This window comes from Frankia torreyi (genome assembly GCF_000948395.1).
In the GTDB taxonomy this organism is placed as follows: domain Bacteria; phylum Actinomycetota; class Actinomycetes; order Frankiales; family Frankiaceae; genus Frankia; species Frankia torreyi.
Map to the genome: position 1 here is coordinate 1 of NZ_JYFN01000061.1, position 25,323 is coordinate 25,323.

The window sequence follows — 25,323 nt, forward strand, 5'->3', positions numbered from 1 at the left end:
GCCGTGCGGCGCGCTCCGGGCAGTATCGTGCGCTGTCGGCCTGGCAGGTGCTGGCGCCGGTGCTGGCCCGGCGGCTGGCAGCGGTCGGTCTGCCGCCCGGCGCGGTTGGGCACGAGACGCATACGCGAGGTGCCGGTCCGACGTCCGGGCCGATGCAGGTCGACGGGTCGGCTGCTTCATGGGAGGCGTGGGAGCGTCGTCGGGTGTCGATCTGGCTGGCCGAGGACCCGACGGTCCGCCCGCCGGCCCTCCGCCCACCGGCCATCCCGGCGCCGGCGCCGGAGGGGCCGGAATCGGCCGATGCGATCACGTACGCCTCCACGCTGCGTCTCGGCCAGCAGTCCGCTCCGCCGATGGTGGCGCCTGTCCCGCGGCCGGTCGAGCCGGTCTCGCCACCAGTGGAGATGACGCCTCTGGAGCCTGCGGCGACGCCTCTGGAGCCTGCGGCGCTGCTCCCAGAGCCTGCGGTGTTGCAGGTGGGGTCCACCTCGTCGTCGGTGGAGTCCGCTCCGGAGCCGGTGGAGTCCGCTCAGCCGGAGGCCGTGCTGCCCGTGGTCGACGCTGTCCCACCGGCGGTGGCAACGCCGGCAGCACCGCGGGCCTTCGGCTTCTCCTCCCCGGAGTCGCCCGCCCCGGAGTCGCCAGAAACGTCGTCGTCCGATCCGGCGCTTCCGTTCGACGAGAGTGATCTGCCGGGGCTGTTGGCTTCTCCGCCGCTGGAGCCGCCGCGTCTGTTCGACGATTCGGCCGCCGATTCCACACATGGTGAGGAAAGCCCGCCTGTGGATGGTGACGGGGTGCCTGGGCCGGTGTCTCCGGTTGCCGATTTGTCCGTGTACGAGTCCGATGCCGGGGAATCCGATTCTGCTGACTCGGATGCTGGTTCGCTGGCGCCGGTGAATGTTGAGGATCTCGCTGTTCGGGTTGATTCGGGGCGTGGGCTGGTGGTGGGGGAGGGGATGGCGGGGCTGGCGGAGGGGTTGGTGGGCCAGCCGCATGTGACGTCGGTGTTCCTGCCGCGGACGGAGGACGGTGAGCTGGGAGTGGCGTCGCGGGCGGGTGGTGAGGTGGTGCCGGTGACGTTGGAGGTGTTGCGGGCGATGCTGGCGGCGGCGGGTTGGCGGGGTGGGCCGGTTCAGGTGTGGGCGCCGAGTGGGCCGGCGGCCACGGCGGCCGATCAGAATGACACGGATTCCGACTCCGACTTTGACGAGGATCCGGAGTTTAGTCGGCTGGTCAACCAGCTGCGGGCTTTCTCCCGGAATCCGGCGAGGTGGTTCCTGCTGCCGACGGAGTTCTGGCTGCCTGAGCAGGGTGCTTCGCAGCGGGTGGTGGAGGGACGTCTGACAGCGCAACCTGGTCGCTCGGGGCGTGCCTGGCGGGAGGTGCGGGCGCGCCACATTCCGGGGGAATCGCTGAGAGTTCCCTCATGGCTGTCTGTGGCGGAGGATGGCTCTCTGGCGCTGGCCGAGATTGAAAGCCCGATGGAATGGAATGGTGTCCTTGCGTCGGTGACGTTGGCGGATTATCTCGATCAGCTTCCTTTGCTGCAGGCGTTGAACCGGGCGAACACCGGGGTCCTCGATGTGGTTCTTCCCTCGCATGAGGGAGGCGTCGGGATGACCCGGCCCGATGGTACCCGGGTGCGTTTCCGTGATGATTTCGAGGATGATCCCGGGGACGGGGTCGCGGGTCCCACGTTTGCGGAGTTCCTGCAGCGGGAGCTCGGGGACGTCCGGCATTTCAGGGCTTTGCGGTTGTGGACCGCGGGTGGGCCCGGCCGGTCGGAGCGGATGTTGGAGCGTTTCGCGGCCAGTACCGGCCTGGAGGTGCTGGTGCTGGACGCGTCCAGCCATGGGGCCTTCGACGGTGCGGGGCCGCGATCGGTGGATGGGCAGGGGCGGCCGACGCCGTGGCGGGTGATCGGGCCGTTGGCGGATCAGGGTGCCAGCAGGTGGGAGTCGGTCGACGGGGTGGCACGGCCGCGCCGGGATGACGCGGTCGTCCGCACCAGCACCGGGCTGATCCAGCAGGGTTCCGACTCGTCGCCGGAAAACGTCCGCGAGTCTCCCAACAGGGATGACCTTTACGATGTGCGGAACTTCCGTGTCCGGCGCAACGCTGCCGGCGAGCCCGAATTCATGATTGGCCGCCGGGACGGGACGTTCTACGCTCGATCACCCGTCGAGATGGTGGAGTTTTTCGAGCGTCACGGTTGGAATCCGGGTCGCCAGCCGCTCGTCGTCGCCGAGCCGCTCGACACCTACGGCAGCGACCCGGACTGGCTGATCACCCTGCGCCAGGAGGCGTGGCGGCAGGTCGGTGCCGCCGCCGGTGCGTTCGTGTTCGCGCCGGCTCTCGACAACGACGTTCTGATCGCCGCGGGCCTGCATGCGAGGGTCGCCCAACGTCGCGGGCGGGCCCGGGGGGCCCGGGGGGTCTGGGACGTCCTGCACGCGCCTGCCGATCGGCCGGTTCCCCTGGTGACCGATCCGCTGGGCCGGTTGTGGGCGCCGGACGCACCGGCGTGGCTACAGATGACCGGCAACGGGCTGGCGGCCCCCACCGAGGTCACCGCCCAGCGAAACCTGATGCAGTATCTGAGACCGAGTCTGGGATACCCGCCGGGTGTGTTCGCGCTTGATCTTCCACTGCTGCCGGACGGTGGTCTCGGGGTGACCCTCGGAGATGGGAGTGTGCGCCCGCTCGCAGAGATCGGGACGGAGACGGTCGTGGCCGCCGCGGAGGCGGCGCGGCGCGAGCCGTTCGGGACGGTGGTGCTCTGGACGCCACCGCCCGACTCCGCCGCCGCCGATCAGAACTTCGCGCGTGACACCGAGAGTCTTGCCGCCGCCTTCGGCCGATCGGTCGTCCGGATTCAGTTCGGGATGGACCCGTTCGTGAGCCGTGACGTTCCAGGCGGCCCAGCCGTGCGTCCGGAGAACAGGGCGCGCGGGGTGGGCGAGACCGGTGCGCGGCCGCTTGAACTGAATATCGTCCGCCCGCCTACGGGAAGGGGGATCCCGAGCTATCTGACGATCGACGGCAGGTCCCAACTCGTCGAGAGCATCACGGATAACCACGGGGTGCAGTCGTTCGAGAGCGGGGCGCTGCTGTTCGGCGCGAGCAGCTCCGATCCCGCCGCACGGGCCGAGATCGCCTCTTGGTACAAGAATCTGCACGCCATGCCCCCGGTCGCCGGCGGCTTGCCGCTCGTGGTGGTGCACACGAGCCCGTCGGACGAGCCGTCGTGGCGACCGGAGCGGCTGGATCCGCTCGACGCCGAGACGGTGAACGCATTTCTGCGCAATGCCTTCCTTCAGCCTGGGCAGGAAGCCCTGCCGGCCTCGCCGATACGGTTGATCACGACCCGAGTCGGGGGGAATCGGGCGCTTCTCGAACGGTTTGCCGCGGAGATCTCCGCGGCGCACGACGGCCAACCCGTCTATGTCGGCCACAACGCCACGTTTGTCGAGGACCTGCAGGACTTCAGCGCGGAGTCGTGGGTTCCCATCATCGCGGAGGCGGGATCCGAGGCCGCGGGTGGAGGACATCCGCCGGTCGTGGATTGGATCCAGGACAGCATGACGAATGTGCTGGTCCCCGTCGACCACAGTTTTGAGAGGCCGGAGTCCGACGCGTCGGAGTGGTATCTGGCCGATGCGTCGGCCGCAGATCTTCTGGCGGTGCCGCTGATCGATGGTCACGGTGTCTACGGGGTCGATCTGCGGTCGGTTGACGACGGGGAGAGAGGGCCGACGCCGAGGCGGCGTCCGGGTCGGTTCCTGGTGCTGGCCGACGGTCACCGGGACGTCGTGGTCGGCCATCATCCGTCGATCGGGACGCTGCGGATCCCGCCCGAGCAACTGGCCGCGATCATCTTGGCCCAGGCCCCGCCGGGCTTCACCGGGGCGGTCTACCTGGGTGTCGGGGGCCTGGACGAGCCGCCTGGCCTCCGGCGGCCCAGACCGGTGAGCACCGGGTACGCCGCGTTGCTGCGCGGTGAGCTCGGTCTGCCGGTGTATGCCACGCACCGCGACGAACCGGATTTCGACACCGACGGCATCTGGCAGGAGGCGCCCCGGCTGAGGTGGTCACCTCTGATCGGAGAGTTCACCGCGAGCGGCATGAATCTCCTGTCGGCGGATCTCGCCTGGTCCACGACGGATCTCGCGGTGGAAACGCGTCAGTTGATCGACATGGCGCGCGAAGCCGGTGCGTTCCCGGTGGTCATCGGCAGCGAGTTCGACGGCCGTCTGGTGTTGACCAGTCGTCGTGGCCTCGAACCGGCCGCCCCGCGACCGCTGGCTCGACTGCTGCGGGCCGAGATGGACCGCATGGGCGTCGCCGCCGATCAGCGTGTCACCTTCATCGCGGTGCCGGTTCAACCGACGCAGGGGGCGGGTTGGGAGGCCCGGGCGGAGCGGTTCATCACCGAAGCGGCCACCCACCTGCTGGCTGCGCCGGCCATCCGGCCTGCCGAGCTGGCGCAGGAGCCGCCGTCCTATCGGGGGCCGGGGACCGTCATGCGGTCGGGACCGGGGGGACACAGCCGGGTGGTGCCGGTGCCACGTGGTACTCCGAACGACGAGGAGGGGCTGCTCACGGCGGTTCTGCACAGCGCGGCGCGCCAGCATCCGGAGCATGACCTGGCGGAACTGTACGCACTGCTGCGCACCGCTCCCGGCCCGGTGGCCGGGGCGATCCAGGCCGAGCTCGGTAAGGCTGTGCTCGATGAGGCTGTGCTCGATGAGGTTGTGCTCGGTGAGGCCGAGCTCGGTAAGGCTGCGCTCGGTAAGGCTGCGCTCGGTGAGGCTGTGCCCGGTGAGGCTGTGCCCGGTGAGGCTGTGCCCGACGCGCCCGCCGCCGGCGGCGAGCGGTCCAATGATCGTTCGGTGGCCACCACGATCGTCGAGCTTCTGTCTGACGCCGAGGTGGCTGGGCTGGTTCCCGAGGAGGAGTGGGACCCTCGGGGCGCGCGGGAGGTGGTCACCGAGGCATTGGCCGAACGTCCGGATCATCCTATGTGGGAGCGCGTGGCGGACCTGTCGGCGCAGTCGCCGCGGGGGCGGCGCCGGGCCGAGGTGGTGACGGCGGTGCGGGAACAGGCCCGGGTGCTGGGGCATGTGCCGTCAGTGGCGCAGGTGCTCGGCGCGGCGATGCGGGGGGACTCGCCGTACGGCGGCGGGCTGGTTGCGGTGTTCGGTCGGGATGTGGTTCCGGGGCTGCTGGGCGTTCCGGTGGCCTGGGTTTCCGGGGACACGGTGGAGGCCGGCCCGGCGGAGGTGGTGCGGGTGTACGAGCATCCGGACTGGGACACGTCGCTGAGCCGCTATCACGGGGTGGAGCCCCTGGGGCAGGGGCAGGAGGTTCCTTCCCTGGCGAGTCCGACCGGGGAGGAGCCGAACCCGCCGGCCTCGGCGGCGGCCGTCCGGGATGCGGTGGAGGCGGCCCGGCGCATCGTGCGGGACCGTCTGACCCGGCTGCGGTCCACACCGCCCCCTACCCCGTCCCTAGATCCGCCCGGTCCTGTGCAGCCGTCCGGCCCCGTTCAGCCAGCCTCCCCCCAGCAGACCGACGCGGCTCAGCCATCGGATCTCGCTGCACGTCCGGAGCCCGAGGTCGGCCAGCCGACCTCGGTGGCGGGTCCGGCGGTGGGCACGGTGTCAGCCGATGGTCGGGACTTCCGGATTCTTCGGGTTACCGGTGACGGCCTGTGCTATTTCACGTCGGTCATCGTGGGCGCCCGGGATCAGGCGCCCGGTTCGCCGGTGGCGAGGATGACGGTGCAGCGGCTGCGGGAGCATACGCATGCCTGGTTCACGGGGCCGGCGGGGGAGGAACTGCGGATCGCGCTCGACCTGCCGGAACTGGGGGGTGGTCCTGCTCGGGTGGTCCGCGAACTGGCCCGGGGTCTGGGCCTGCCGGGCCTGCACTTCGTTCTCGGGGGATTGGAGGCGCTGCGGGACTGGGGCAAGACGCCCCGGTCCCGCCGGGACCGGGGCGAGGCGGCCCGTCTCCTCAACGATCTGGAGAGGTCGGTCACCCGGGAGCCGACCGATGATGTCTGGAATCGCCTGCTGTTGGTTTCACCGTTGCTGGCGAGCCTGGGGCCCCGGGGACAGTTCGTCGGGATGACGGTGAGTGATCTGGTGGCCCTGGCGATTCGTGACGCCGCCTGGTGGCAGACGCCGTTCTTCGACCGGGTTCCGGAAATTGTGGCTCAGGCGATCGATCTGGACGTGGTGATCGCGACGACCGGGTCCGCCGGCCTGACGGGAAGCAACCATCTCCATCCGCCGTCGTCCGATGAGTCCCGGGCCAGCGTGTATGTGCAGTACAACGGCGTCGATCACTATCAGGCCATGGCACACGTCCCGACCGCGGAAACCGTCGGCGGCCAGACGGAGCCCGCCGGTTCGGACGGTGCGCGCGACGGTGACCGCGTGCGCCCGAGGCCGATGGTGGAGATGGCGGATTTCGCCGTTCGAGCCGATCCGGGGCGGGGCCTGGTGGTGGCCAGGGGGATGGAGGCGGTGGCGGAAGGCCTGGTGGGTCAGCCGTACGTGACCACGGTGCTCCTGCCGCGGACGGGCGACGGCGCGCTGGCGGCGCGGCCGCGGGCGGGTGGCGCGCCGGTGCGGCTGTCGTCGGAGGTGCTGCGGGACATGCTGACGGCGGCGGGCTGGCGGGGCGGGCCGGTTCAGGTGTGGGCGTCGGACGGACCGCCGGTGGGGTCACCGCAGTGGTGGGCTCAGCTGGTGCTGGCGCCGCCGCGGACGGCGGCGCTGCGCAGGCAGGCGCAGGGTTTCGCCGCCGACCTGCGGGCGGAGTTCTGGCTGCCCGAGGAAGGCGTCGCGCAGGAGGTGGTGGGCGGCCGGCTGACCGCGCGGTACGGACTGGAAGGTGGCTGGAACCTCGTGCGGCCGGAGACGGTCGCGCACCGCGGTGTGGTGACGCCTCCGGTGTGGCTGGCGCCCGAGGACAGCGGTTCCCTGGCACCGGCTCCGTTGCGCCCGGTGGTCTGGAGCACGGGGATGGCGTCGTTGACCTTGCCGGAATATCTGGATTCGCTCCCTCGCCTACAGCAGTTGGCGCGGGCCGACGAGGCCGGTCGGGTCGCTGGCGTCTTCGACCTGGTTCTCCCCTCGCACGAGGGTGGACTGGGGATGACGATGGCCGACGGCAGTCGGTCGCCTCTCGTGGAGGACGTCGACGACGAGTACAGGATCGGACCCCGGCTGCCCTCCTTGTCGGACCTCCTGACGAGCGGGGGATGGACGAACGATGGTCTGCACCGGAGGGATCTGCGGGTGTGGACCCCGGGCGGCCCCGGTCGGTCGGAGCGGAACCTCCAGCGTTTCGCCCGTATCCGGGAGGTGGAGGTCCTCGTCCTCGACGAGAACAGTCACGGCGCCCTCGACGATGCGACCGCCGGGCTGCGGGCGGTGGACGATCAGGGGCGGCCGACGCAGTGGCGGGTGCTGGGGGCGCTGGCGGCGCAGGACGCGAGCAAGTGGGTCTCGGAGAACGGAGTGGCGCGGCGGCGTCAGGACGACGCCGTGGTGCGCACGAGAACGGGCCTGACCGCGGCCCAGCCCGCGGCGTACCTGTCCGCGATGAACCACCGTGCGGATCTCGCGGCTCGCGATGATGTCTTCGAGGTGCGGGGATTCGACGTCCGGAGCAATCAGGCCGGCGAGCCCGAGTTCGTGATCGAGCGGTTGGACGGAACGTCGCACGTCATGTCGCCGACGCAGATGCCCGCCTACCTGGAGGGCCACGGGTGGCGCCGCGGTCAACCCCTTGTCGTCGCCGAGAACCTGCCGGGCGTCGAATCCGACGGGAACGGCGAAGCCCCGCCGGTGGGCCGGCGGGCGTGGGCGCAGGTCGGCGCGGCGGCGGATGTCTTCGTGTTCGCGCCGCCCAGCGGGGTCGACGTCACCTCAATCGGGAACCACACCGCCCTCGCGGACGGCGGCGGCTCCTGGGAAGTCCTGCACAGGCCCGCCGGTCGGCCGGACCCGTTGGTGACCGACTCCGCGGGGCGGCTGTGGGCGGCGGACGCCCCCGCGTGGCTGCGGATGACCAGCAACGGGCTGACGGCGCCCACCGCCGACATGATGAGAGACCACCGCTACCAGTACGAGCTTCGCGCTGAGGGTCTTCCGGCCAACGCTTTCATGCTTGATTTTCCCCTGCTGCCGGACGGTCGTCTCGGCGTGGCGCTCGGGGACGGCAGCGTGCGCTCTGTCGAGGAGATCGGGGTGGACGAGATCGTCGCCCAGGCCGAGGCGGGCCGGGACACGCCGATCGAGATCGTGATGCTGTGGACGGCGGCGCCGACGGTCGACGCCCACTACCAGGCTTTCGTTCGCGACGCGGACCGCCTGGCCGCCGCGTTCGGCCGGGAATTCCACCGGTCCGGTCCGGGGCACGATGTCAGGGAGTTCGCCGAGTCCCGTCGGGGCATCAATTTCATGCAGCTCATCCTGGAAGGTCGGGGCGAGGAGATCCTGCAGCGCCTCGTCGGGACCAGGCCCGCGGACGAGTAGCCGGACGCCGTGAACCGTCCGACCTCCTGACGTCGTGTTCTCGGCAGAGGGTCCGCCACCGCGGTCGCGGGAGCCGGGCGGCCCAGCGAGAACGGTTCACGGAGGCGGAGATGACCGAGACCCCGGCAGGCCCACTCCCGCCACATCCGCTGTCGCTCTCGGTGGCGCCATCGACGGCGCCATCGGCGTTGGCGTCGGCGTCGGCCAGTGCCGACCTGGGGGGCGAGGACGTCCCCGAGGCCGGTGAGGTGACAGTGGCGCTCGGGATGACCGTGATCAGCGTCGGGGACGATGCCGCCATGGTCGACGCCTGGCATCGGGCGCTGCTGGGGCTCGCCGGCTACCTGCCGGACGAGCTGATCACCGAGGCGCGCACCTGGCTCGCCGCGGGCCGGCGGCTCGACCTCGCGCGGGCGGTCGCGTTCGCCGTGGCCGTCGGCCAGCTCAGCCTCGGGGGCGAGGAGATCCTGCTGGCCCGGGAGGAGCTGACCGCCGGCGGACAGGACGGCGCGGGCGACGGCGATGGCGACGGCGATGGCGACGTGGTGGGAGTGCTCGACGCGCTGCCGCCCGGCGAGCGGGTGCCGAGCGCCTGGCAGTTCCGCTCCGCCGCCGACGCGGACGCGCGTGGGCCGGCGGCGGTGCTGCCGCTCGACCTGACCGCCCCGGACGCGGCGGTCGCGCTGGGGGACGTCGAGGCGGTCGTCGTCGAGGCGGTCGGGGCGGAGCCGGACGCCGTCGGCCTGTGGCGCTCCTGGCGGGCTCCGGCCGCGGGGTCGTCCTGGCCGCCGCCGAAGCGGGTGTTCGTCGTCACGGCCGAGCCGCGGTCGGGCCCGGCGGCGGCCCTGGCGGCGCGGCTACAGACCGCGCTGCTGGCCGTCGGCGAGCCGGCACCGCAGGTGGAGGTGTGCACGGCGGGCGAACAACCGCCCCCTTACCAGCGCCTCGCGCAGATGTCGGGCGCCCTGCTGTGGGCGCGTGAGCCGGCCGTCGAGGTGTCGGTGGCCCGGACGTTCGACGAGGTCGACCCGGTCGACGGCCCCCGGTTCGACCCGGACCGGCCGCGCATCGACGACCTGGGGCTTCGCGATGACCTGCTCGGCTACCTGGACGCCGGCGTGCCGATTCTCGACACCTCCTCGTTGATGTCCGACGTGGTCGACCCGGCCCGCGGCGAGGTGGTGCCCATGACGTTTCGCACGGACGGCCGCTGGGTGTGGACCGACGCGACCAGCTACTACCTGGACGAGCATGGCCTCGCCCCGGACCCGGACCTGATGCGGCACGTGGCCGAGGCGCGAGGCCCGGCGCTCGACCCGTCGCCGCCGGTGGACGGGGCCCCGCGGGTGGACCCGTCGCCGCCGGTGGACGGGTCGCCGCCGGTGGACGGGTTGCTGGCGGCTGACGGGTCGCTGCCGGTCGACGAGGTGGCCCTGCACCGGGTGCTCGCGCACCTGTTGAACCCGCGGCAGGAGGAGAACGCGGTGTGGGTCGTGCCGCAGATGGGGGTGGCGCTCCTGGACGAGGAGCCCCTCGCCGCCGTCGACGCGTCATGACCTGCTCGAGCTCAAGGAGCCAGCGATGACCGCAGCCGTCCTGTCCGTCTCCGCCACGGACGCCGAGTGTGTGACCGCGATCGGGCGCGCGCTCGTCGCGGCCGGTCCCGGGGACACCGTGGCCGTCCGGCCGGGGGTGTATCGGGAGTCGCTCGTCTTCACCCGTGACGTGGTCCTGGTCGCGGAGGAGGGCCCGGGCAGCGTCGTGATCGAGGTGCCGCTCGGATCGGCCCTGCTGTGCGCGGGTGGTGATATCCGGCTGCGGGACCTGACCGTGCGCGGGGGCGACGAGGAGCTGCCGCTGGTGCAGGCGGGGGGCGGGCGGCTGGGGCTGGACAACTGCCAGCTCGAGGCCACCGCGTCCGCGGCCATCCATGTGCGCGGGGGACGGGTCGGGGTGCGCGCCGGCCGGATCGGGAACGCGAACGGTCCCGGGGTGGTGGTCGACGCCGGCGTCGCCGAGTTCACCGAGGTCGCCGTGGAGGCGACCGGCGGACCCGCCCTCGTGGTGGCGGGCGGCGCGGAGCCGACGTTCCGGCACTGCACCTTCGCGGGCCTCGACGGGTTCGGGGTCGTGGCGACCGGAACCGGGACACCGCGGATCGAAGGCTCCCGGATCAGCTCGGCGAGCAGCGTCGCCGTCCTCGTGCAGCAGGCCAGCCGGCTGCGGCTGGTCGACACCCAGATCGACGGCGGCCAGGTCGGCCTCTACGTCGCCGACCGGGCCCAGCCCGTTCTGGAGCGGTGCCGACTGCGGGAGGCGACCGCGCACGGCGCGATCACCGTGGAGCAGGCCGCGCCGTCCCTCGTCGAGTGCCTGATCGAGAACTCGGCCGGCCACGGGCTGCACGCCACCGGCCGCTCGGCCGCCGAACTGCGCCACTGCATCGTGCGGGCCAGCGGCGCGGCCGGGGTGGTCGCCGACGAGGCGGCCCGGCCGGTCCTCGTCGGCGGGGAGGTCGCCGACTGCGGCGACGTGGGCGTCCTGCTGCTCGGCGAGTCGACGGCGCAGCTGCGCGGTGTCCGCGTCCACGGCAGCCCGATCGGGGTGTCGATCGAGGGCTCGGCCGCGCCGCTGCTCGGCGGACTCGACCTCGACGACGTCGCCTACGGGCTGCACGCCGCCGGCGGTGCCGGCCGGTTCGAGGACGGCCGCGTGCGTGGTGCCAGCCGGGCCGGGGTGCGGCTGGCGGGGGCGGCCACGACCGAGCTGCACAACTCCACGCTGACGCAGTGCCGGATCGGCATCGAGATCACCGCGGCGGCGCGGCCCTCGGTCGCCGGCGTCGAGGTCGACGGCGCGCGCGACGCCGGCATCCTGGTCCGCGACGCCGCCCACCCGAACCTGTCCCGCATCCGCGTGCACGGCACGGCCGGCCCGGGGCTCGTGCTCGAACCCGGCACCCAGGCGACGGTCTGTGACGCCGAACTCGTCGGCAACGCCGGGCCCGGGGTACTGGTGGAGACGAACAGGCCGGTCGTCATCCAGGGTGGCGTGATGCGCGGCAACGGCGGGGAAGCGGTGCGGACCGCGACGCCCACCACGCAGCTGCGCATCGACGGCGTCGAGACCGGTCACAACAACGTCGAGCTCCCCGCGCCCGCAGGCCCCCGCGCCGACGATCGGGATGCCGACGCCGCCTCGCGCTGGGCACCGCAGTCGGCCGACGGACCACAGTCCCCCGCGGGGGGTGACCCGACCTGGATGCCGGACCCCTCCCCGCCGTCCCGGTCGGGAAACCCCGCGGGCTCACCGCCTCCCGCCGCACCGCCATCCGCCGCACCGGAGGAGGATCCGGGCGGTCCGATCGCCGTCCAGCGGGAGCATTCCCGCCCCGACCCGGGTTCCGTCGGCGGCGGACCGTCCACCGACCCGCCGGACGGGTCGAATCCGGTGACCGCGCTGCTGGCGGAGCTGGACGCGCTGGTCGGCCTGGAGGGCGTCAAACGGGAGGTGGCCACGCTCGTCGGGCTGCACCAGGTGGCGAAGCGACGCCAGGAGGCCAGGCTGCACGCGCCGCCGATGTCGCGGCATCTCGTCTTCGCCGGGCCGCCGGGAACCGGCAAGACGACCATCGCCCGGCTTTTCGGCAAGATCCTGGCCGCACTCGGGGTGCTACCCGGCGGGCAGATGGTGGAGGTCGCCCGCGCGGATCTCGTCGCGGAGCATGTCGGCGGGACGGCGGTGAAGACCACCGCCAAGTTCGAGTCGGCGCTCGGCGGAGTGCTGTTCATCGACGAGGCGTACACCCTGTCGCCGACGGATGGCGGCGGGCACGACTTCGGCCGGGAGGCGATCGACACGCTGGTGAAGCTGATGGAGGACCGGCGCGACGAGCTCGTCGTGGTGGTCGCCGGGTACTCGCCGCAGATGCGCACCTTCCTCGCCGCCAACCCCGGCCTGGCCTCCCGCTTCTCCAAGACCATCGAGTTCGAGAGCTACTCCAGCGCCGAGCTGGTCACGATCGTCGAGCGGCTGTGCCGCAAGCACCACTACGCGCTGGAGTACGAGACCCAGGAAGCCCTGCGCCGGCATTTCGACACCCTGCCGAGGACGGAGACCTTCGGCAACGCGCGGGCCGCGCGGCAGGTGTTCGAGGAGATGCTGGGCCGCCAGGCGTACCGGTTGGCCACCACCCCGGACGCGCCGGAGCTGGAGCTCGCCAGGCTGCTGCCGGAGGACCTGGCGGAGACCGCCGCCCGCGGGCGGGACGCGGCGGCGGGTCAGCGTCAGGTGGTCGACGCCCTGATGCAGCGGCTCGACGCGATGATCGGACTGGACGAGGTCAAGCGCGAGGTCGCCGACCTGGTGGATCTCATCGCCTCGGCCAAGGCCCGGGCGGAGGCCGGGCTGCCGGCCCCGTCCATGTCCCGCCACCTGGTCTTCGCCGGGCCACCCGGGACGGGGAAGACCACGGTGGCCCGCCTCTACGGCGAGCTGCTGGCCGCGATGGGCGTCCTGCGTACCGGGCAGATGGTCGAGGTGTCCCGTGCCGACCTGGTCGGGCAGTACGTCGGCCACACCGCGGTGAAGACGACGGAGGTTTTCAACTCCGCCCGCGGCGGCATCCTGTTCATCGACGAGGCCTACGCCCTGTCCCCCTCCCGCGGCCAGGGCGACGACTTCGGCCGGGAGGCGATCGACACGCTGGTGAAGCTGATGGAGGATCACCGGGACGAGATCGTCGTCATCGCCGCCGGCTACACCGGTGACATGAAGCAGTTCCTGGCGAGCAACGCGGGTCTCGCGTCCCGGTTCAGCCATCAGATCCGGTTCGCCTCCTACTCGGCGGACGAGCTTGTGGCGATCTTCGAGAATCTCGCCCGCGCCGGCGGCTACGAGCCCCACGGCGGCACCCTGCAGGTCCTCCGGAAGCATTTCGACACGCTGCGCCGGGACGAGACGTTCGGCAACGGCCGTTACGCCCGCCAGCTTCTGGACAAGGCCGTCACCCGGCAGGCGAGCCGGTTGCGGAAGATGCCCGATCCGACCGTGGACGACCTGCAGAACCTTCTCCCGGGCGACGTGACGGCGGCCCTGGCCCGCTGAGGAATCCCGGGGACGTCGCCTGGATGCTCACCGGCCATTGGATGCTCACCGGCCATAGTGGTCAGATCCGGAGTGTGGAATGACCCAGTCGCCCCTGGAACACGGGTGGGAGGCCGTCGTCCGCTACCGGCCGTTCTGCCTCACCTTCACCCTCGGCGTGACCCCCTGGAACCTGGTCGAGCGTTACGGGGCCGATCCGACGGCAGCCCGCCTCCTTGCCATCGGCGAGACCTACGCCGTCGGCCAGCCCGGCGCCGACCGCTCCATTCTCGCCAGTGGATCCCTCGGGGACTGGGCGTTCGGCTTCGAGACCATGGGGGTCGAAGGCATCATGTCCGGCACCCTCGCCGCGCTGTCCCGCGGCACGCAGACAGTGGCCGTCAACGATTCCGCCAAGGCGCTGCACGTGCTCCGGTACTGGGTCGACGGGCAACCCCGCGAGAGCTTCGAGCTCGGGGTTCCCGACACCCAGCGTGCCGTCGGCGCCCATCCCTTCTGGGGTGCCGTCGAACGCCACCGGGCCGCCCATCCCGACCAGTCGAAGGTCATCGCCGCTCTGCGGGCCATCGGCGACCACGTCGGGGGCCAGCTCACCGCCGACATGCTGGCCCGTCCACTGCTCACCGCCATCCTGCCCGAGGATGGTCGCCCGCGCTCCGCACCGGCAGTCGATCTCCCCCTCGTGCGCCCCGGGGAACCCAGGCAACCCGTTCCGCTCGGCCGATACCTCGGCACCCTCGGCCCACGTGCGCCGATACCGTCATCGCCCTTGCACGACCGTGCCGAGGTGTCCCCCCCGGGTGGGCTCACGGGGATGGGCCAGAAGAGGGTCGAAGGTGGGGACACGCCGTGACCTTTGCGGCCGGGGTCGAACCGAGCGGGGTGGCGCGGTCCCGCGGAACCGCACCACGCTGCCGGGCGCGACCTCGACTTCCACGATCGTGCCCTGCACGCCTCGACGGTCAGGATCGAGGCACCCGACCCCCCAAGGTCACAACCACAACCTAAGTCCGGGACCAGTGCTGGAAGTTTCCCCCGTTGCAGTCCTGGGTGTAGAGGCGGCCCTGGCCGTTGCTGTCGAGGCATTCACCCGTGGCCACGTTCGTGAACTGATAGCCGAACGAGTTGGTGGCGGCAACCCAGGTCAGGCTGTTCTGGCCGGTGCAGGTCGTGGTGAACACCGAGCCCTGATACTTGGTGCCATCCGTCGCGGGGTTGGCGCGGGCCCCCGCGCACAGGTTGGTCGCGACGTCCGTGAGGTGGTACCCGCCGCTCACCTGTACCAGTTTCCATCGCTGGTAGTCGCCGCCGTTGCAGCCCATCGTGTAGGCCGACCCGGAGGCGTTGCTGTCCAGGCACAGGCTGGTCGAGACGTTGACGTAGGTCCAGGAGGTCTGCGGTGGGGCCGCGGGGGCAGCCGTCACCCGCGGTGCCGGTGCCGGTGCCGGTGCCGGTGCGGGCGCCGGTGCCGGGGCCGCCTTCGGAGCGGCCACCGAAGGGGCCGGCAGTGGCTTGGCCGGGTTGGTCGGGAGCCGGCCGGCCCGATCCGCCGGGGTGGCCCCGACCGGCGGGGCGCTTGCCGGGTCGCTTGCCGGGTCGGAGGTGGCCGCCGGGCTCGGCGGGTCGGAGGTGGCCGCCGGGGCGCTGGTCAGCGAGACGCTCATCGATGCCGCCGGCCGGGTCGGGGACGGGGGAGTGCGGGGTGGGGTCACCTGGGCGTCGATGGAGGTGGCCAGGCCGGGCGGGTCCGAGTCGCCGACACTCAGCGCCACCGCGGTGGTCCCCGCCGCGAGAACCACCAGCATGCCCACGGCGCCGACGAGAGTCAGCCATCGGCGCCGCGCCCGCGCGCGCGCCGTCGGGTCGATCGTCCCGGCAGCACTCCTGCCCCCGCCCTCGCCGCCATCCGCGGGGCGGCCCTGGGCCTCGTCGTCGGCCCCGGTGTCGTCGGCCCTGGAGCCGTCGTCGGCCCCAGTGTCGTCGTGGGTGTCGGAGCCGTCGTGGGTGTCGGAGCCGTTGTGGGTGTCGGAGTCGTCGTGGGTGTCGGTGCCGTTGATCGGTCCCATCGTCGCCGGGGGGAGGGCGGTGGGGGCGAGCTGCGCGGCGGCGAGCCGGGCCGCGCCGAGTGCCACGACGTGCTTGGGATGCGCGTCGACGACCGTGGGGCGCTGCAGCGCCGCCTCGATCGTCCGGGCCACCATGGGGATGCGCGAGGAACCGCCGGCGAGCAGCACCGCCGACAGGTCGCCGGGCTTGACCTCGGCGGAACTCAGTGCACGGTGCAATGCCTCCACGGTGGAATCGATTGCAGGCCTGATCATCTCCTCGAACTGCGCCCGGCCAAGCGTCACCTCGTGCTTTGCGCCGGGCAGAAACACCGGGATGACGGTGTCCTCATCGGCGGAGAGGGCCTCCTTGGCCAGGACGCATTCCTGCCGCAGCCGCCACAGCGCGACGGCGGTGTCGTGATCACCGGGATCGGCCGCGGAGACGGCGCCGTTCAGCGCGCGGTCGACGTGGTGGACGATCGCCTCGTCGAAGTCGGCGCCGCCCAACCACTCGATGCCCTCCGGGTTGCCGAGGATCCGCGGCTGGCCCGCCTCCATCCGCAGCACCGCGGCGTCGAACGTGCCGCCGCCGAGGTCGTACACGGCGACGACGTCGCCGTCCGACAACTGCCGACTGGCGGCATAGTAGGTCACCGCGGCGACCGGCTCCGTCACGAGTGGAACGTCGGTGAGCCCGGCCAGCCGGGGCACCTCGTCGAACTGCTCCAACCGGTAGGGGCCCCACACGGCCGGCCGGGTGAGGACGATCCGTTCCGGGGGCGATCCCTGCAGGCGGACCGCGCTGTCGACCGCGTCGCGCAGCATCGCCGCCAGCAGCGCCGCCGGCGAGAACGGGGCCTCGCCCAGGAGCACCGGAGTGGGATCGCCCAGCCGTCGCTTGAACTCCCGCGCCGCCCGGTCGGGTTCCTGCACGGCGCGGCGTTCGGCGGCGTCGCCGGTCAGCAGCGGCCCGTTGCGGCCGGCGTAGACGACCGTGGGGGCGACGATGCTGCGATTGCCGAGGCTGACCATCTCTGTTCGGTCGGACCACCCGATCGCCACCGCCGTGAAGGTGGTCCCGAGATCGATTCCGAGGCCGTACGTCACCGTGCCGGACTCCGCACAGGCGTGACGACCGATCGCATGGAACCTCCCGAAATGTCTACCTCCAGCAAGCTACTCCGGGGAAAAGGCCAGGGTCTAGTGCGCCCCGGGACCATTGATCGCCGGCTGGCGGCACCGTTTCCAGGAAAGGGCTTCCGAGCTGGGCAGACCGGGCAGGTCGAGAGTGTTCCGACCGGTGGGAGTCGGCGGTCTCCGTTCTGTCGTCGACGCTACCGTCGCTTACATTTCATCTATCAGCTACCTTCTGTCCGGGTCCCTTTCCGGTAAAGGGGAGCGTGAGCGGGTGGCCATGGTCGCCGCCGCGGAAACGCACCCACCAAGGTGGTGCCTCCAAGGTCGTCCGCGGGCATGCCGTGAACCGGGGACGCTCGCTGCACCGTGTTGCGAGCATGGGACGAGGACTGTGATGAGCGGCACCATTAGATTCGATTCGGGCAAGTACGATCAGTTGATCACCCAGCTTGGTGCGGCCCTGAAGGAGCTTGGGGACGGCGCCGCCGGTCCGCTGGCGCTGACGGCTGACGTGCAACTGCAACCGAGCGGTCAGACCTGGCAGCCGGCCGTCGATCTGGTCGGCGCGGGTACCGCGCTGTTCGGTCTGATCAGCGAGAACAACGATTCCCTGAAGACGGGGCTGGGCGACCTGAGCACCGCCCTCGCGCAGGGGCGGTCGATCTTCAACGACGTGGAGGACCTGGCTGCGGCCACCGCCGGGCAGTTCGACCAGGTGGTAGGGCATCCACTGGGCGCCGTCCACGCCCGGAACGAGGGCGCTGGCGCGTTGTGAGCGCTTCGGAGACGCTGACCGACTTCGCCTCCGCACTGGCGGCTGTGACGGGTGTTCGGGTGGATCTGCGGGGCGCCGCGTCTCCGGCGGACGGCTGGATCACCTTCGGCAGCCCGGGATGGTGGACCTACGCCCCCTTCGGCAGCCCGCTTTTCACCGTCGGCCTCAACCTCCAGGCGTTGGCGGACTGGGGGTCCGCGGTGTCGAGCCTGGACGACGTCGCCGACGAGCTGTCCGCCGGGACCCTGGGCCTCATGGACGTCCGGCGGCTGCGGGACGCCGAGCAGACGGTGCGGCTGCACACCGACCACCTGAGCGCCGCCAACGGCGACACGAGAAACGCTGCCCTGCTGTTCGGTGACGGCGATGCACTGACCTCGGGGAGCGCCGCGCAGGAGATCTCCACCGTGGTGGGGGGGCTGGCCTCGGGCCTGTCCGGCTATTACGACAAGCTGTCCGGTCCGCCACCGATCGCCTCCGCGCTGCACGACGTGGGCGAGGCGCTGGCCGCGTTCGGTCGGGGGATGGCCGGCGCCTACTGGGAATCGGCCCTGCACAACTCGGCCGCCGACGGGATCAACGGCATCGCGGCCAACATGCAGAAGTACCTGTTCGGCCAGCCGGTGACGACGCAGACGGTGGCGCAGGTTCTCGCCGGCTACTCCTCGTCGGCCGTGGGGGGGCTTCCGAGCGGGATGGCCGACTTCAGCGGCGATCTGGCCCAGGCCGCCGTGTGGAGTGCCGCCAGCGCCGCCGTGACCAATCGGATCCTCGGCGAACTGGACACGCTCGACGCACGGGCCAAGGACCTCGCCGGCACGCTCAGCGACGCCTACCAGACCGCGACGGAGAGGCTGGACGGCGTGTCGGGGAAGCGCGCGCAGAAGCGGTTCCGACGGTCGGAGAAGCCCCAGGCCGGGAAGCCGATCGAGGGCACGGTCAACCGGCTCTCGGATCCGTTGACGCGGGGCCGGGACAGTCTGTCGACGATGGTGCAGCCGTCGCGCACGAGGATGCTCGGGCAGGTCGAGTCCATGAGGTCGCCGGGGGCACTGGCGGGCATCGTGAACGGCGGGCCGGACGGGACGCTCCAGGTGAGCAAGGGGCAGCCGCTGCCCGGGCCGGGTGACAGCCAGGGCCAGAACATCGAGGCGTCGGGGACGCCGACGCCCGCGGGAACGACGACGCCCGTGTCCGGCGAGATGCGGGTGCGAACGGAGGCATTGGATCCGATGGACCCGAAGACGCAGGTACCGGGCGAGCGGATGGAGGGGGTCGAGCCGCTGACGCCGCAGGGTCAGCAGCCGGTGGGGGCACTGTCGGGCATCGTGAACGGCGGGCCGGACGGGACGCTCCAGGTGAGCCAGGGCCAGCCCCTGCCCGGGCCGGGTGACAGCCAGGGCCAGAACATCGAGGCGTCGGGGACGCCGACGCCCGCGGGAACGACGACCAGCCCGGTGTAGACGACCAGCCCGGTGTAGACGACCAGCCCGGTGTGACGACCAGCCCGGTGTAGGAGCCACGCCGTGGTGGGGTGCGGAGCCCGCATTTCTCCACCCCTCGAAGCCCTGCGAATCCGGTCCGTGAGTGCCCGGTGGGTGCCCCACCCGTGAACCAGGCGGCCCGGCAGGACCGTGCTCCGGCCAAGGGGCCCGCGGCGGTGGGCCCGACGGCACGCTGTTCAGGCAAGTCTGGAGGTTCTGGTGACCGAGGCCCCGACAAGCGTCGTGTCGGTGGGAGGCGTCGACGGTGTCGCTTCCGATGCTCGTGACGCATGGATGACCGACGCCTGGCATCGGGCACTGCTCGGCCTCGCCGGCTTCCTGCCCGACGAGCTGATCAGCACGGCGCGGTTCTGGCTGGCGCAGGGCCAGCGGTTCGACATCGCCCAGGCGGTCACGCTCGCCGTGGCCACCGGCCTGCTCGACGTGGGCGGCGCCGAGATCGGGCTGGCCCGCGAGGAGTTCAGGGCCGCCGGGCAGGAGAAGGACGGACTGCTGGGAGCGCTGGATGTCCTGCCCATCGCCGAACGGCTCCCGACCGCCTGGGAGTTCCGCTCCGGTGATCCCTACGCCGACGGGACGGCGGCATCCCTGCCCATCGACCTGACCACCGGCGTGGGGCCAGCCGAGCTGGCCGACACCGAACAGGCGATCCTCGCGGCCATCCTGGCCGAGCCGGACGCCGCCGGCCTGTGGCGGACCTGGCGGGTTTCGGCCGCGGGCGAGCCCTGGGCGCCGCCCAAGCGGGTCTTCGCGGTCACGATCGAGGCGGGTACGCGACCACCGGTCGAGGTGACCTCACGGCTGCAGACCGCGCTGGTCGCCGCCGGGGAGCCCGACCCGCAGGTCGAGGTGAGCGTTGTGGGTACCGACACGCCCTCGTACCAGACCCTCGCCCGCATGTGTGGCGCCCTGCTCTGGTCGCGTGAACCGGCGCTCGGCGTGTCGGTCGCCCGAGTGTTCGACGCGGCCGACCCGGTCACCGGCCCGCGCTTCGCCCCGGACCGGCCCCGGATCACCAACGTGGCCGTTCGGGCCCGCCTGCTCGGCTACCTGGACAACGGCGTCGCCCTCTTCGATGGCTCCGCGCCGATGCCGGACGTCCTCGACCCGGCCCAGGGGGACGTCGTGCCGGGCATGTTTCGCACGGACGGCCGGTGGGTGTGGACCGACGCCGTCGGCTACTACCTGCGTGCGTACGGCATCGCGCCGGAGCAGGGGTTCCGGTGGCACCTGGAGCACGGCGAACCGGCCGAGCGGATCGACGAGGTCGTCCTGCACCGCGTGCTGGCGACCGTGCTGAGTCGGCGGCGGGAGGACGAAGCCGCGTGGGTCGTCCCGCCGGCGGGCCAGTCCGCCGCCCCGGACGCGCCGTGACCGCGCGGGGCCTCGGCGCGGGTCCGGACCTCGTGAGGACCTGACTATGAAGCCGGCTACGTCATGAGCCTCGCCACCGGCTATCTCGTCGGTGCCGAGCCTGCCACCGAGGCTGTGCGTGCCACCGAGGCGGTACCTCCTGCCACCGACGCCTGGCGCGACTGGGCTGACCGGTACGACGAGACCGAGGCCGTCGAGCATCACCCGGGCCCCGGGGCGGGGTCGGGTCCGGTTCCCCTCGCCGCGGTCGCCGGCTGGCTGCCCCCCGAGACGAGTGTCGGATGGAGCGCCGCGGGCCGGCCGGTGCCGCGGCTGCTGGCCTCGCCGTCACAGGCCCCGCGGGATCCCGCCGGACGGGCGCAGGGAACGCCCCCGCCGGAGCCGACGGAACCGATCCTGGCGCGGCTGCTCGAGGGCACCCTCGCCACCGCCGCCGGCCGGTTCTTCGAGCCGGCTCTGGCCGGAGCAATGCGGCGGCTGCCGGTGGCCCCACCCGGGATGTTCACCGTTCACCTGGGCACCGGCCCGGCAGGCTTCCAGGTCAACGGTCGCCCCGTCCCGCCCGCGCTGCTGGCCCGGCTGATCCGTGCCTGTCCCGAGTGGCGCGGCCGGCCGCTGCTGGTCCTGGCGCATCCGCAGCCGGCACCGAACCGACTGGCCGCCCTGGTCCGTGCGCTGCTCGCCGGGGTCGGTGTCCCGGTGTACACCGCGGACGCCGGTGTCCTGCTGCTGCCGGGCGGGGCGATCACCGGAACGTCGTTCCATCGATGGTCGGTACCGGCGGAGGGGCAGAGCGAAGCGGAAGCGTCTTCGTCCGTCGGCCCATGGCTGCCGCACGGGTGGCCCGCAGCGGCGCGCGCGGGCGAGCGCGGCACTCCACTCGTTCGGACGCCCGAACCATCCGAACCATCCGAACCGCCCGAACCATCCGAACCATCCGAACCATCCGAACCATCCGGACTATCCGAACCGCCTGAACCGCCTGAACCGCCTGAAACCAGGCCGCTCCCCGCGCCGGTGCCGCTACCTGCGTCGCTTGCCTCGCCGGCTGCGGGGGGATCGTCAGCTCCCGGTCCGATGCCCGGTGTCATCCGGCGCTCCCTTCCCACGGCGACCCCCTGGTCACCTCCGGTCCCCGCCTCGCCGCCACCCGCATCCCCGCCACCTCCTGCATCCCCGCCACCTCCTGCATCCCCGCCACCTCCTGCATCCCCGCCACCACCTGCATCGCCTCCTGCGTCACCGCACCCTGTGTCCGGTTCCTCGGAGCTCTCCGCTCCGGTCGGGCAGTCGCCGGCGCAGGGGCTCTCGCGGGGCGCGGATCCGGTGGCCGACATGGGTGGCGGGGCGCAGCCCGGCCCGCGTTGGTACCAGCGGATGCCGCCCGATGGCACTCCCGCCCGGCCCGGGGCGGCCCCGGTCGGATCCGCGGTGGATTCCGCGCTGGAGGAAGCTCTCGGCCACGGCCGGGACCTGGCGGCGGGCCCCCACCGCGTCCCCGGTGCCGCACCGCCTCCGCTCGACCCGACCGAGGCCATGCCCGCCGACAGCGCCGCGGAGGGGAGCCACGAAGCGGCCCGCGTCCCCCGCCAGGTCACCGGCGATGGCCGCTTCGATGACGGCCGCTTCGAGAGAGGCCGCTCCGGCCGGGACGCCGCCGGTGGCGGCTTCGGCGCGGACCGGGCTGACACCGGGCACCTCCTGCCCTGGCTCGCGGTGCTGCCGCGGGTGACGGCGGAGGACCGGGACCGGCTGCGGACGCTGCTCGGGTGGCGCTACGAGACGCACGCACGCGCCGTGATGGGCGCCCTTGCCCTGCAACCGGGCCTGCGGGCGGGAGCCGGGGCGGACGACCTGCTGGCCGGGCTGGTCGCGGTCCGCGCCTATCTCTCGGCGGCGGGACGGCTCGACTCCGCCGACCGGTCGGTGAACGCGGCGCTGCGCAGCGCCGAACGGCGGCAGGACGACGACGGCCTGATCCTGCTGGCCCGCTGCGTCCAGGCCGGCCTCGGTCGGCTGCCGGCCGTGGTGGGTCCGGTGTTCCGCCCGGCGGCTGCGAGCCCGGACGTGGTCGTGCGTCACCGGCCGGGGGACATGCTCGTCGAACCCGCCTTCCTCGAGGTGTCGACGGCCCCCTGGGAGCTGCCGGGACGCACCGTGGAATACGTGATCTGGTCCTCGACGGCCCGCCGGACGACGTGGCTCGGTGCGGACGCGACACCGGGCGGTTCGTCGCGCGAGGCCCTGTTCGTGGCCGGCACCCGGTTCGTCGTCCTCGGCGTCGACCGGCCGACCGACGCCGAGGACGGCCACGCCGGAGTCGGCGAGACCCCCACGCGGGTGCTGCTGCGCGAGGTGGTCGGTGGCCGCGTCGACGACGCGCTGGCGCAGCGCGCGCTCGGGCGGCTGCGCGACGTCCTCGCCGGGCGGTCTCCCGCCACGAGCGGGGCGGCTGCGCCCGACGGCCCGGACGGTGCGCTGCCCGAGCGACTGCGGTTCGCCCTCGGCGTCGGCGCCGGCGGCCGCCCCTTCGCACCCGACGGCGCGCGCCTGGCCGACGCCCTGGGACCGGCCGCGACGACGTGACCCGCCACCCCGCCATTCCGCCACTCCGCCCACAGCCACTCCGCCCCACAGCCACTCCGCCCCACAGCCACCCCGCCCCACAGCCACCCCGCCCCACAGCCACCCCGCCACGCCGAGACCCAGGGAGCCTCGCGATGACCGCAGCCGTCCGGTCTGACCTCGTCGCGCCGGCCGAGGGCGCGGCGGTGATCGCCCGGGCGCTGGCCGTCGCCGATCCGGGCGGCACGGTGGCGCTGGGCCCGGGCTTGTACCGGGAGTCACTCGTCTTCTCCCGGGACGTGACCCTGGTCGCGCGCGAGGGCCCGGGCAGCGTCGTGATCGAGGTGCCGCCCGGGGGGACCCTGCTCGTCGCCGACGGGGAGATCAGGCTGCGGGGGCTGGAGCTACGTGGCGGCGACGAGCGAGCGCCGCTGATGCGGGTCGTGGGCGGTCGGCTGCGGATGGACGGTTGCGATCTGCGGGCCACCGCGGCGGTGGCGCTGCACCTGCACGGCGGGCGGACTCGAGTGGTCCGAGGCCGGATCGGAAACCCCGCCGGTGCCGGGGTGGCGGTCGAGGCCGGCCTCGCCGAACTCGTCGACGTCGCCCTGGCGGGCATCGGCGGTCCCGGTCTCACCGTGTCGGGCGGGGCGATGCCGATCCTGCGACGCTGCACGTTCACGGACGTCGAAGGCGTGGGTGTGCTGGCGGCCGGGACGGGAGCGGCGCTGCTCGACCGCTGCCGGATCAGCTCGCTGTCCAGCGCCGCGGTCCTCGCCCGGGAGGACTGCCGCCTGCGGATGGTCGGCTCGCTGGTGGACGGCGGTCAGGTCGGCCTCTACGTCGCCGACCGGGCCCGGCCGACCGTCGAGAACTGCCGGTTTCGCGACACCGCCGGTCCGGCGGTGGTCACCGTGGACCTGGCCGCGCCGAGCCTGGTCGAATGCGTGGTCGACAGCCCCGCCGGCCACGGGCTGCACGCCTCGGGTCGGTCGGCGGCCGAGATCCAGCGCTGTGCGGTGCGTGGCAGCGCTGTGGCGGGGGTCGTCGTCGACGGTGACGCAAGCCCGACCCTCCTCGGCGGGGAGATCGTCGGCTGCGGTGACGTGGGAGTCCTCCTGCTCGGCGACTCGACCGCCTGGTTGGACGGCGTCCGGGTGCACGGCAGCCCGATCGGGGTGTCGGTCGAGGACGCCGCCGCGCCGCGGCTGGTCGGGCTCGACATCGGCGACGTCGGCGTCGGCATCCAGGTGCGGGAATCGGCGCATCCGCGTCTTTCCCGCAGCCGGGTACGCGGCACGGCGGGCGCCGCGCTGGTGCTCGGACCCGGTACCCGGGCCACGGTCACGGACACGGAGCTGGTGGGCGACCGTGGGCCCGGGGTTCTGGTCGAGACGGACCGCACGGTCTCGATCGACGGCGGCGTGATCGGCGGCACCGGCGGCGAGGCGGTCCGGCTGGCGACGCAGGCGTCGCGGCTGCGGATGAGTGACGTCGCGACCCGGCAGGACGGCGTTCCCGGCACCGTTGCGGATCCGGGTCCGATGGCGATCCCGGCGGGCCGCACCGCGTCCTGCACCTGACGCGCCCTACAGGACGGTCAGTTCCGCCTGCCGGCGCAGGGTCCGCAGCGCGTAGTGCACCCGGCTCTTCACCGTCCCCTCGGGGATGCCGAGGGCCGTCGCCGCCTGCGCGCAGGTGCGGTCGCGCAGGTAGACCTCGACGAGGGCGGCCCGGTGCTCGGGCCAGATCCGGCCCAGCGCCGCCTGCACGGTGGCGGCGACCAGCACCGACTCGGCGTGGTCCGGCTGGGCCTGGACCTCGGTGTGCTCGGGCTCGAGCTCGAGTTCGGTCAGCCGGGCCCGACGTCCCCGGTAGCCGTCGACGACGAGGTTGTGCGCCACCCGGCGCAGCCAGCCGTTGACCGAGCCGCGCTCGGGGGTCAACCGGTCGAGGTTGTGCCAGGCGCGCAGGAAGGTCTCCTGCACGACGTCCTCCGCCCGCCCGCGGTCGCCGCCGGTGAGCCGGGTCGCGTAGGCGAGCAGGGTCGTCCGGTGCAGGCGCACGAGCTCGTCGAAATGGTCATCCGCCATCCGCGGTTCCACCGTGTTCGCAGGCGGTTCCACCGTGTTCGCAGGCGATTGCGTCATGCTACGACCGTCGCCGTTCGGCGCCGCGCTCGATACCAGGCGCTCCCTACGCCTGCGGGGGAGGACCCGATCCGGCCAGAGGGCTAGCCCTACCGTTGCTCGTCGCCG

At 72.7% G+C, this 25,323-nt stretch carries 11 protein-coding genes; 9 read left to right on the plus strand and 2 right to left on the minus strand.

Annotated elements, in window-relative coordinates; genetic code table 11:
- The first annotated feature begins 203 nt into the window (after nucleotides 1-203).
- From FF36_RS35600 to FF36_RS31795, 4 genes are all read left to right on the plus strand, one after another.
- Entirely contained in the window at nucleotides 204-8,555 is an 8,352-nt protein-coding gene (locus tag FF36_RS35600) for a hypothetical protein (RefSeq protein ID WP_157871738.1), read from the plus strand.
- Nucleotides 8,556-8,665: 110 nt separating this feature from the next.
- Nucleotides 8,666-10,111, plus strand: coding sequence for a hypothetical protein (locus FF36_RS25760; protein ID WP_128423388.1), 1,446 nt, complete (start codon nucleotides 8,666-8,668; stop codon nucleotides 10,109-10,111).
- Nucleotides 10,112-10,136: 25 nt separating this feature from the next.
- Nucleotides 10,137-13,661 carry an AAA family ATPase gene (locus FF36_RS25765; RefSeq protein ID WP_044887774.1) on the plus strand — a complete coding sequence of 1,175 codons (3,525 nt, stop codon included), beginning with the start codon at nucleotides 10,137-10,139 and terminating at the stop codon, nucleotides 13,659-13,661.
- A gap of 79 nt (nucleotides 13,662-13,740) precedes the next feature.
- Nucleotides 13,741-14,514 carry a DUF6461 domain-containing protein gene (locus FF36_RS31795; RefSeq protein WP_052681438.1) on the plus strand — a complete coding sequence of 258 codons (774 nt, stop codon included), beginning with the start codon at nucleotides 13,741-13,743 and terminating at the stop codon, nucleotides 14,512-14,514.
- 151 nt (nucleotides 14,515-14,665) lie between these two features.
- On the opposite strand, the gene FF36_RS31800 is transcribed toward FF36_RS31795, so the two are convergent.
- Complete coding sequence (locus FF36_RS31800) at nucleotides 14,666-16,816, minus strand: Hsp70 family protein (protein WP_052681440.1); 2,151 nt, start codon at nucleotides 16,814-16,816, stop codon at nucleotides 14,666-14,668.
- Between the two features lie 424 nt (nucleotides 16,817-17,240).
- Between FF36_RS31800 and FF36_RS25780 the strand changes: the two genes are divergently transcribed.
- From FF36_RS25780 to FF36_RS25805, 5 genes are all read left to right on the plus strand, one after another.
- Nucleotides 17,241-17,621, plus strand: coding sequence for a hypothetical protein (locus FF36_RS25780; RefSeq protein WP_044887775.1), 381 nt, complete (start codon nucleotides 17,241-17,243; stop codon nucleotides 17,619-17,621).
- Nucleotides 17,618-19,084: a hypothetical protein gene (locus FF36_RS25785; protein ID WP_044887776.1), complete on the plus strand. Its 1,467-nt coding sequence runs from the start codon at nucleotides 17,618-17,620 to the stop codon at nucleotides 19,082-19,084. The genes FF36_RS25780 and FF36_RS25785 overlap by 4 nt, the downstream gene beginning before the upstream one ends.
- A gap of 315 nt (nucleotides 19,085-19,399) precedes the next feature.
- Nucleotides 19,400-20,500: a hypothetical protein gene (locus FF36_RS25790; protein WP_044887777.1), complete on the plus strand. Its 1,101-nt coding sequence runs from the start codon at nucleotides 19,400-19,402 to the stop codon at nucleotides 20,498-20,500.
- A gap of 63 nt (nucleotides 20,501-20,563) precedes the next feature.
- Entirely contained in the window at nucleotides 20,564-23,086 is a 2,523-nt protein-coding gene (locus tag FF36_RS35095) for a hypothetical protein (RefSeq protein ID WP_128423389.1), read from the plus strand.
- A gap of 134 nt (nucleotides 23,087-23,220) precedes the next feature.
- The gene (locus FF36_RS25805) at nucleotides 23,221-24,648 is read left to right on the plus strand and encodes a right-handed parallel beta-helix repeat-containing protein (RefSeq protein WP_052681441.1); all 1,428 of its coding nucleotides are present in this window, start codon (nucleotides 23,221-23,223) and stop codon (nucleotides 24,646-24,648) included.
- 6 nt (nucleotides 24,649-24,654) lie between these two features.
- Here FF36_RS25805 and FF36_RS25810 read toward each other — a convergent pair whose 3' ends face one another.
- Nucleotides 24,655-25,158, minus strand: coding sequence for a sigma-70 family RNA polymerase sigma factor (locus FF36_RS25810; protein WP_044887780.1), 504 nt, complete (start codon nucleotides 25,156-25,158; stop codon nucleotides 24,655-24,657).
- Nucleotides 25,159-25,323: the final 165 nt, after the last annotated feature.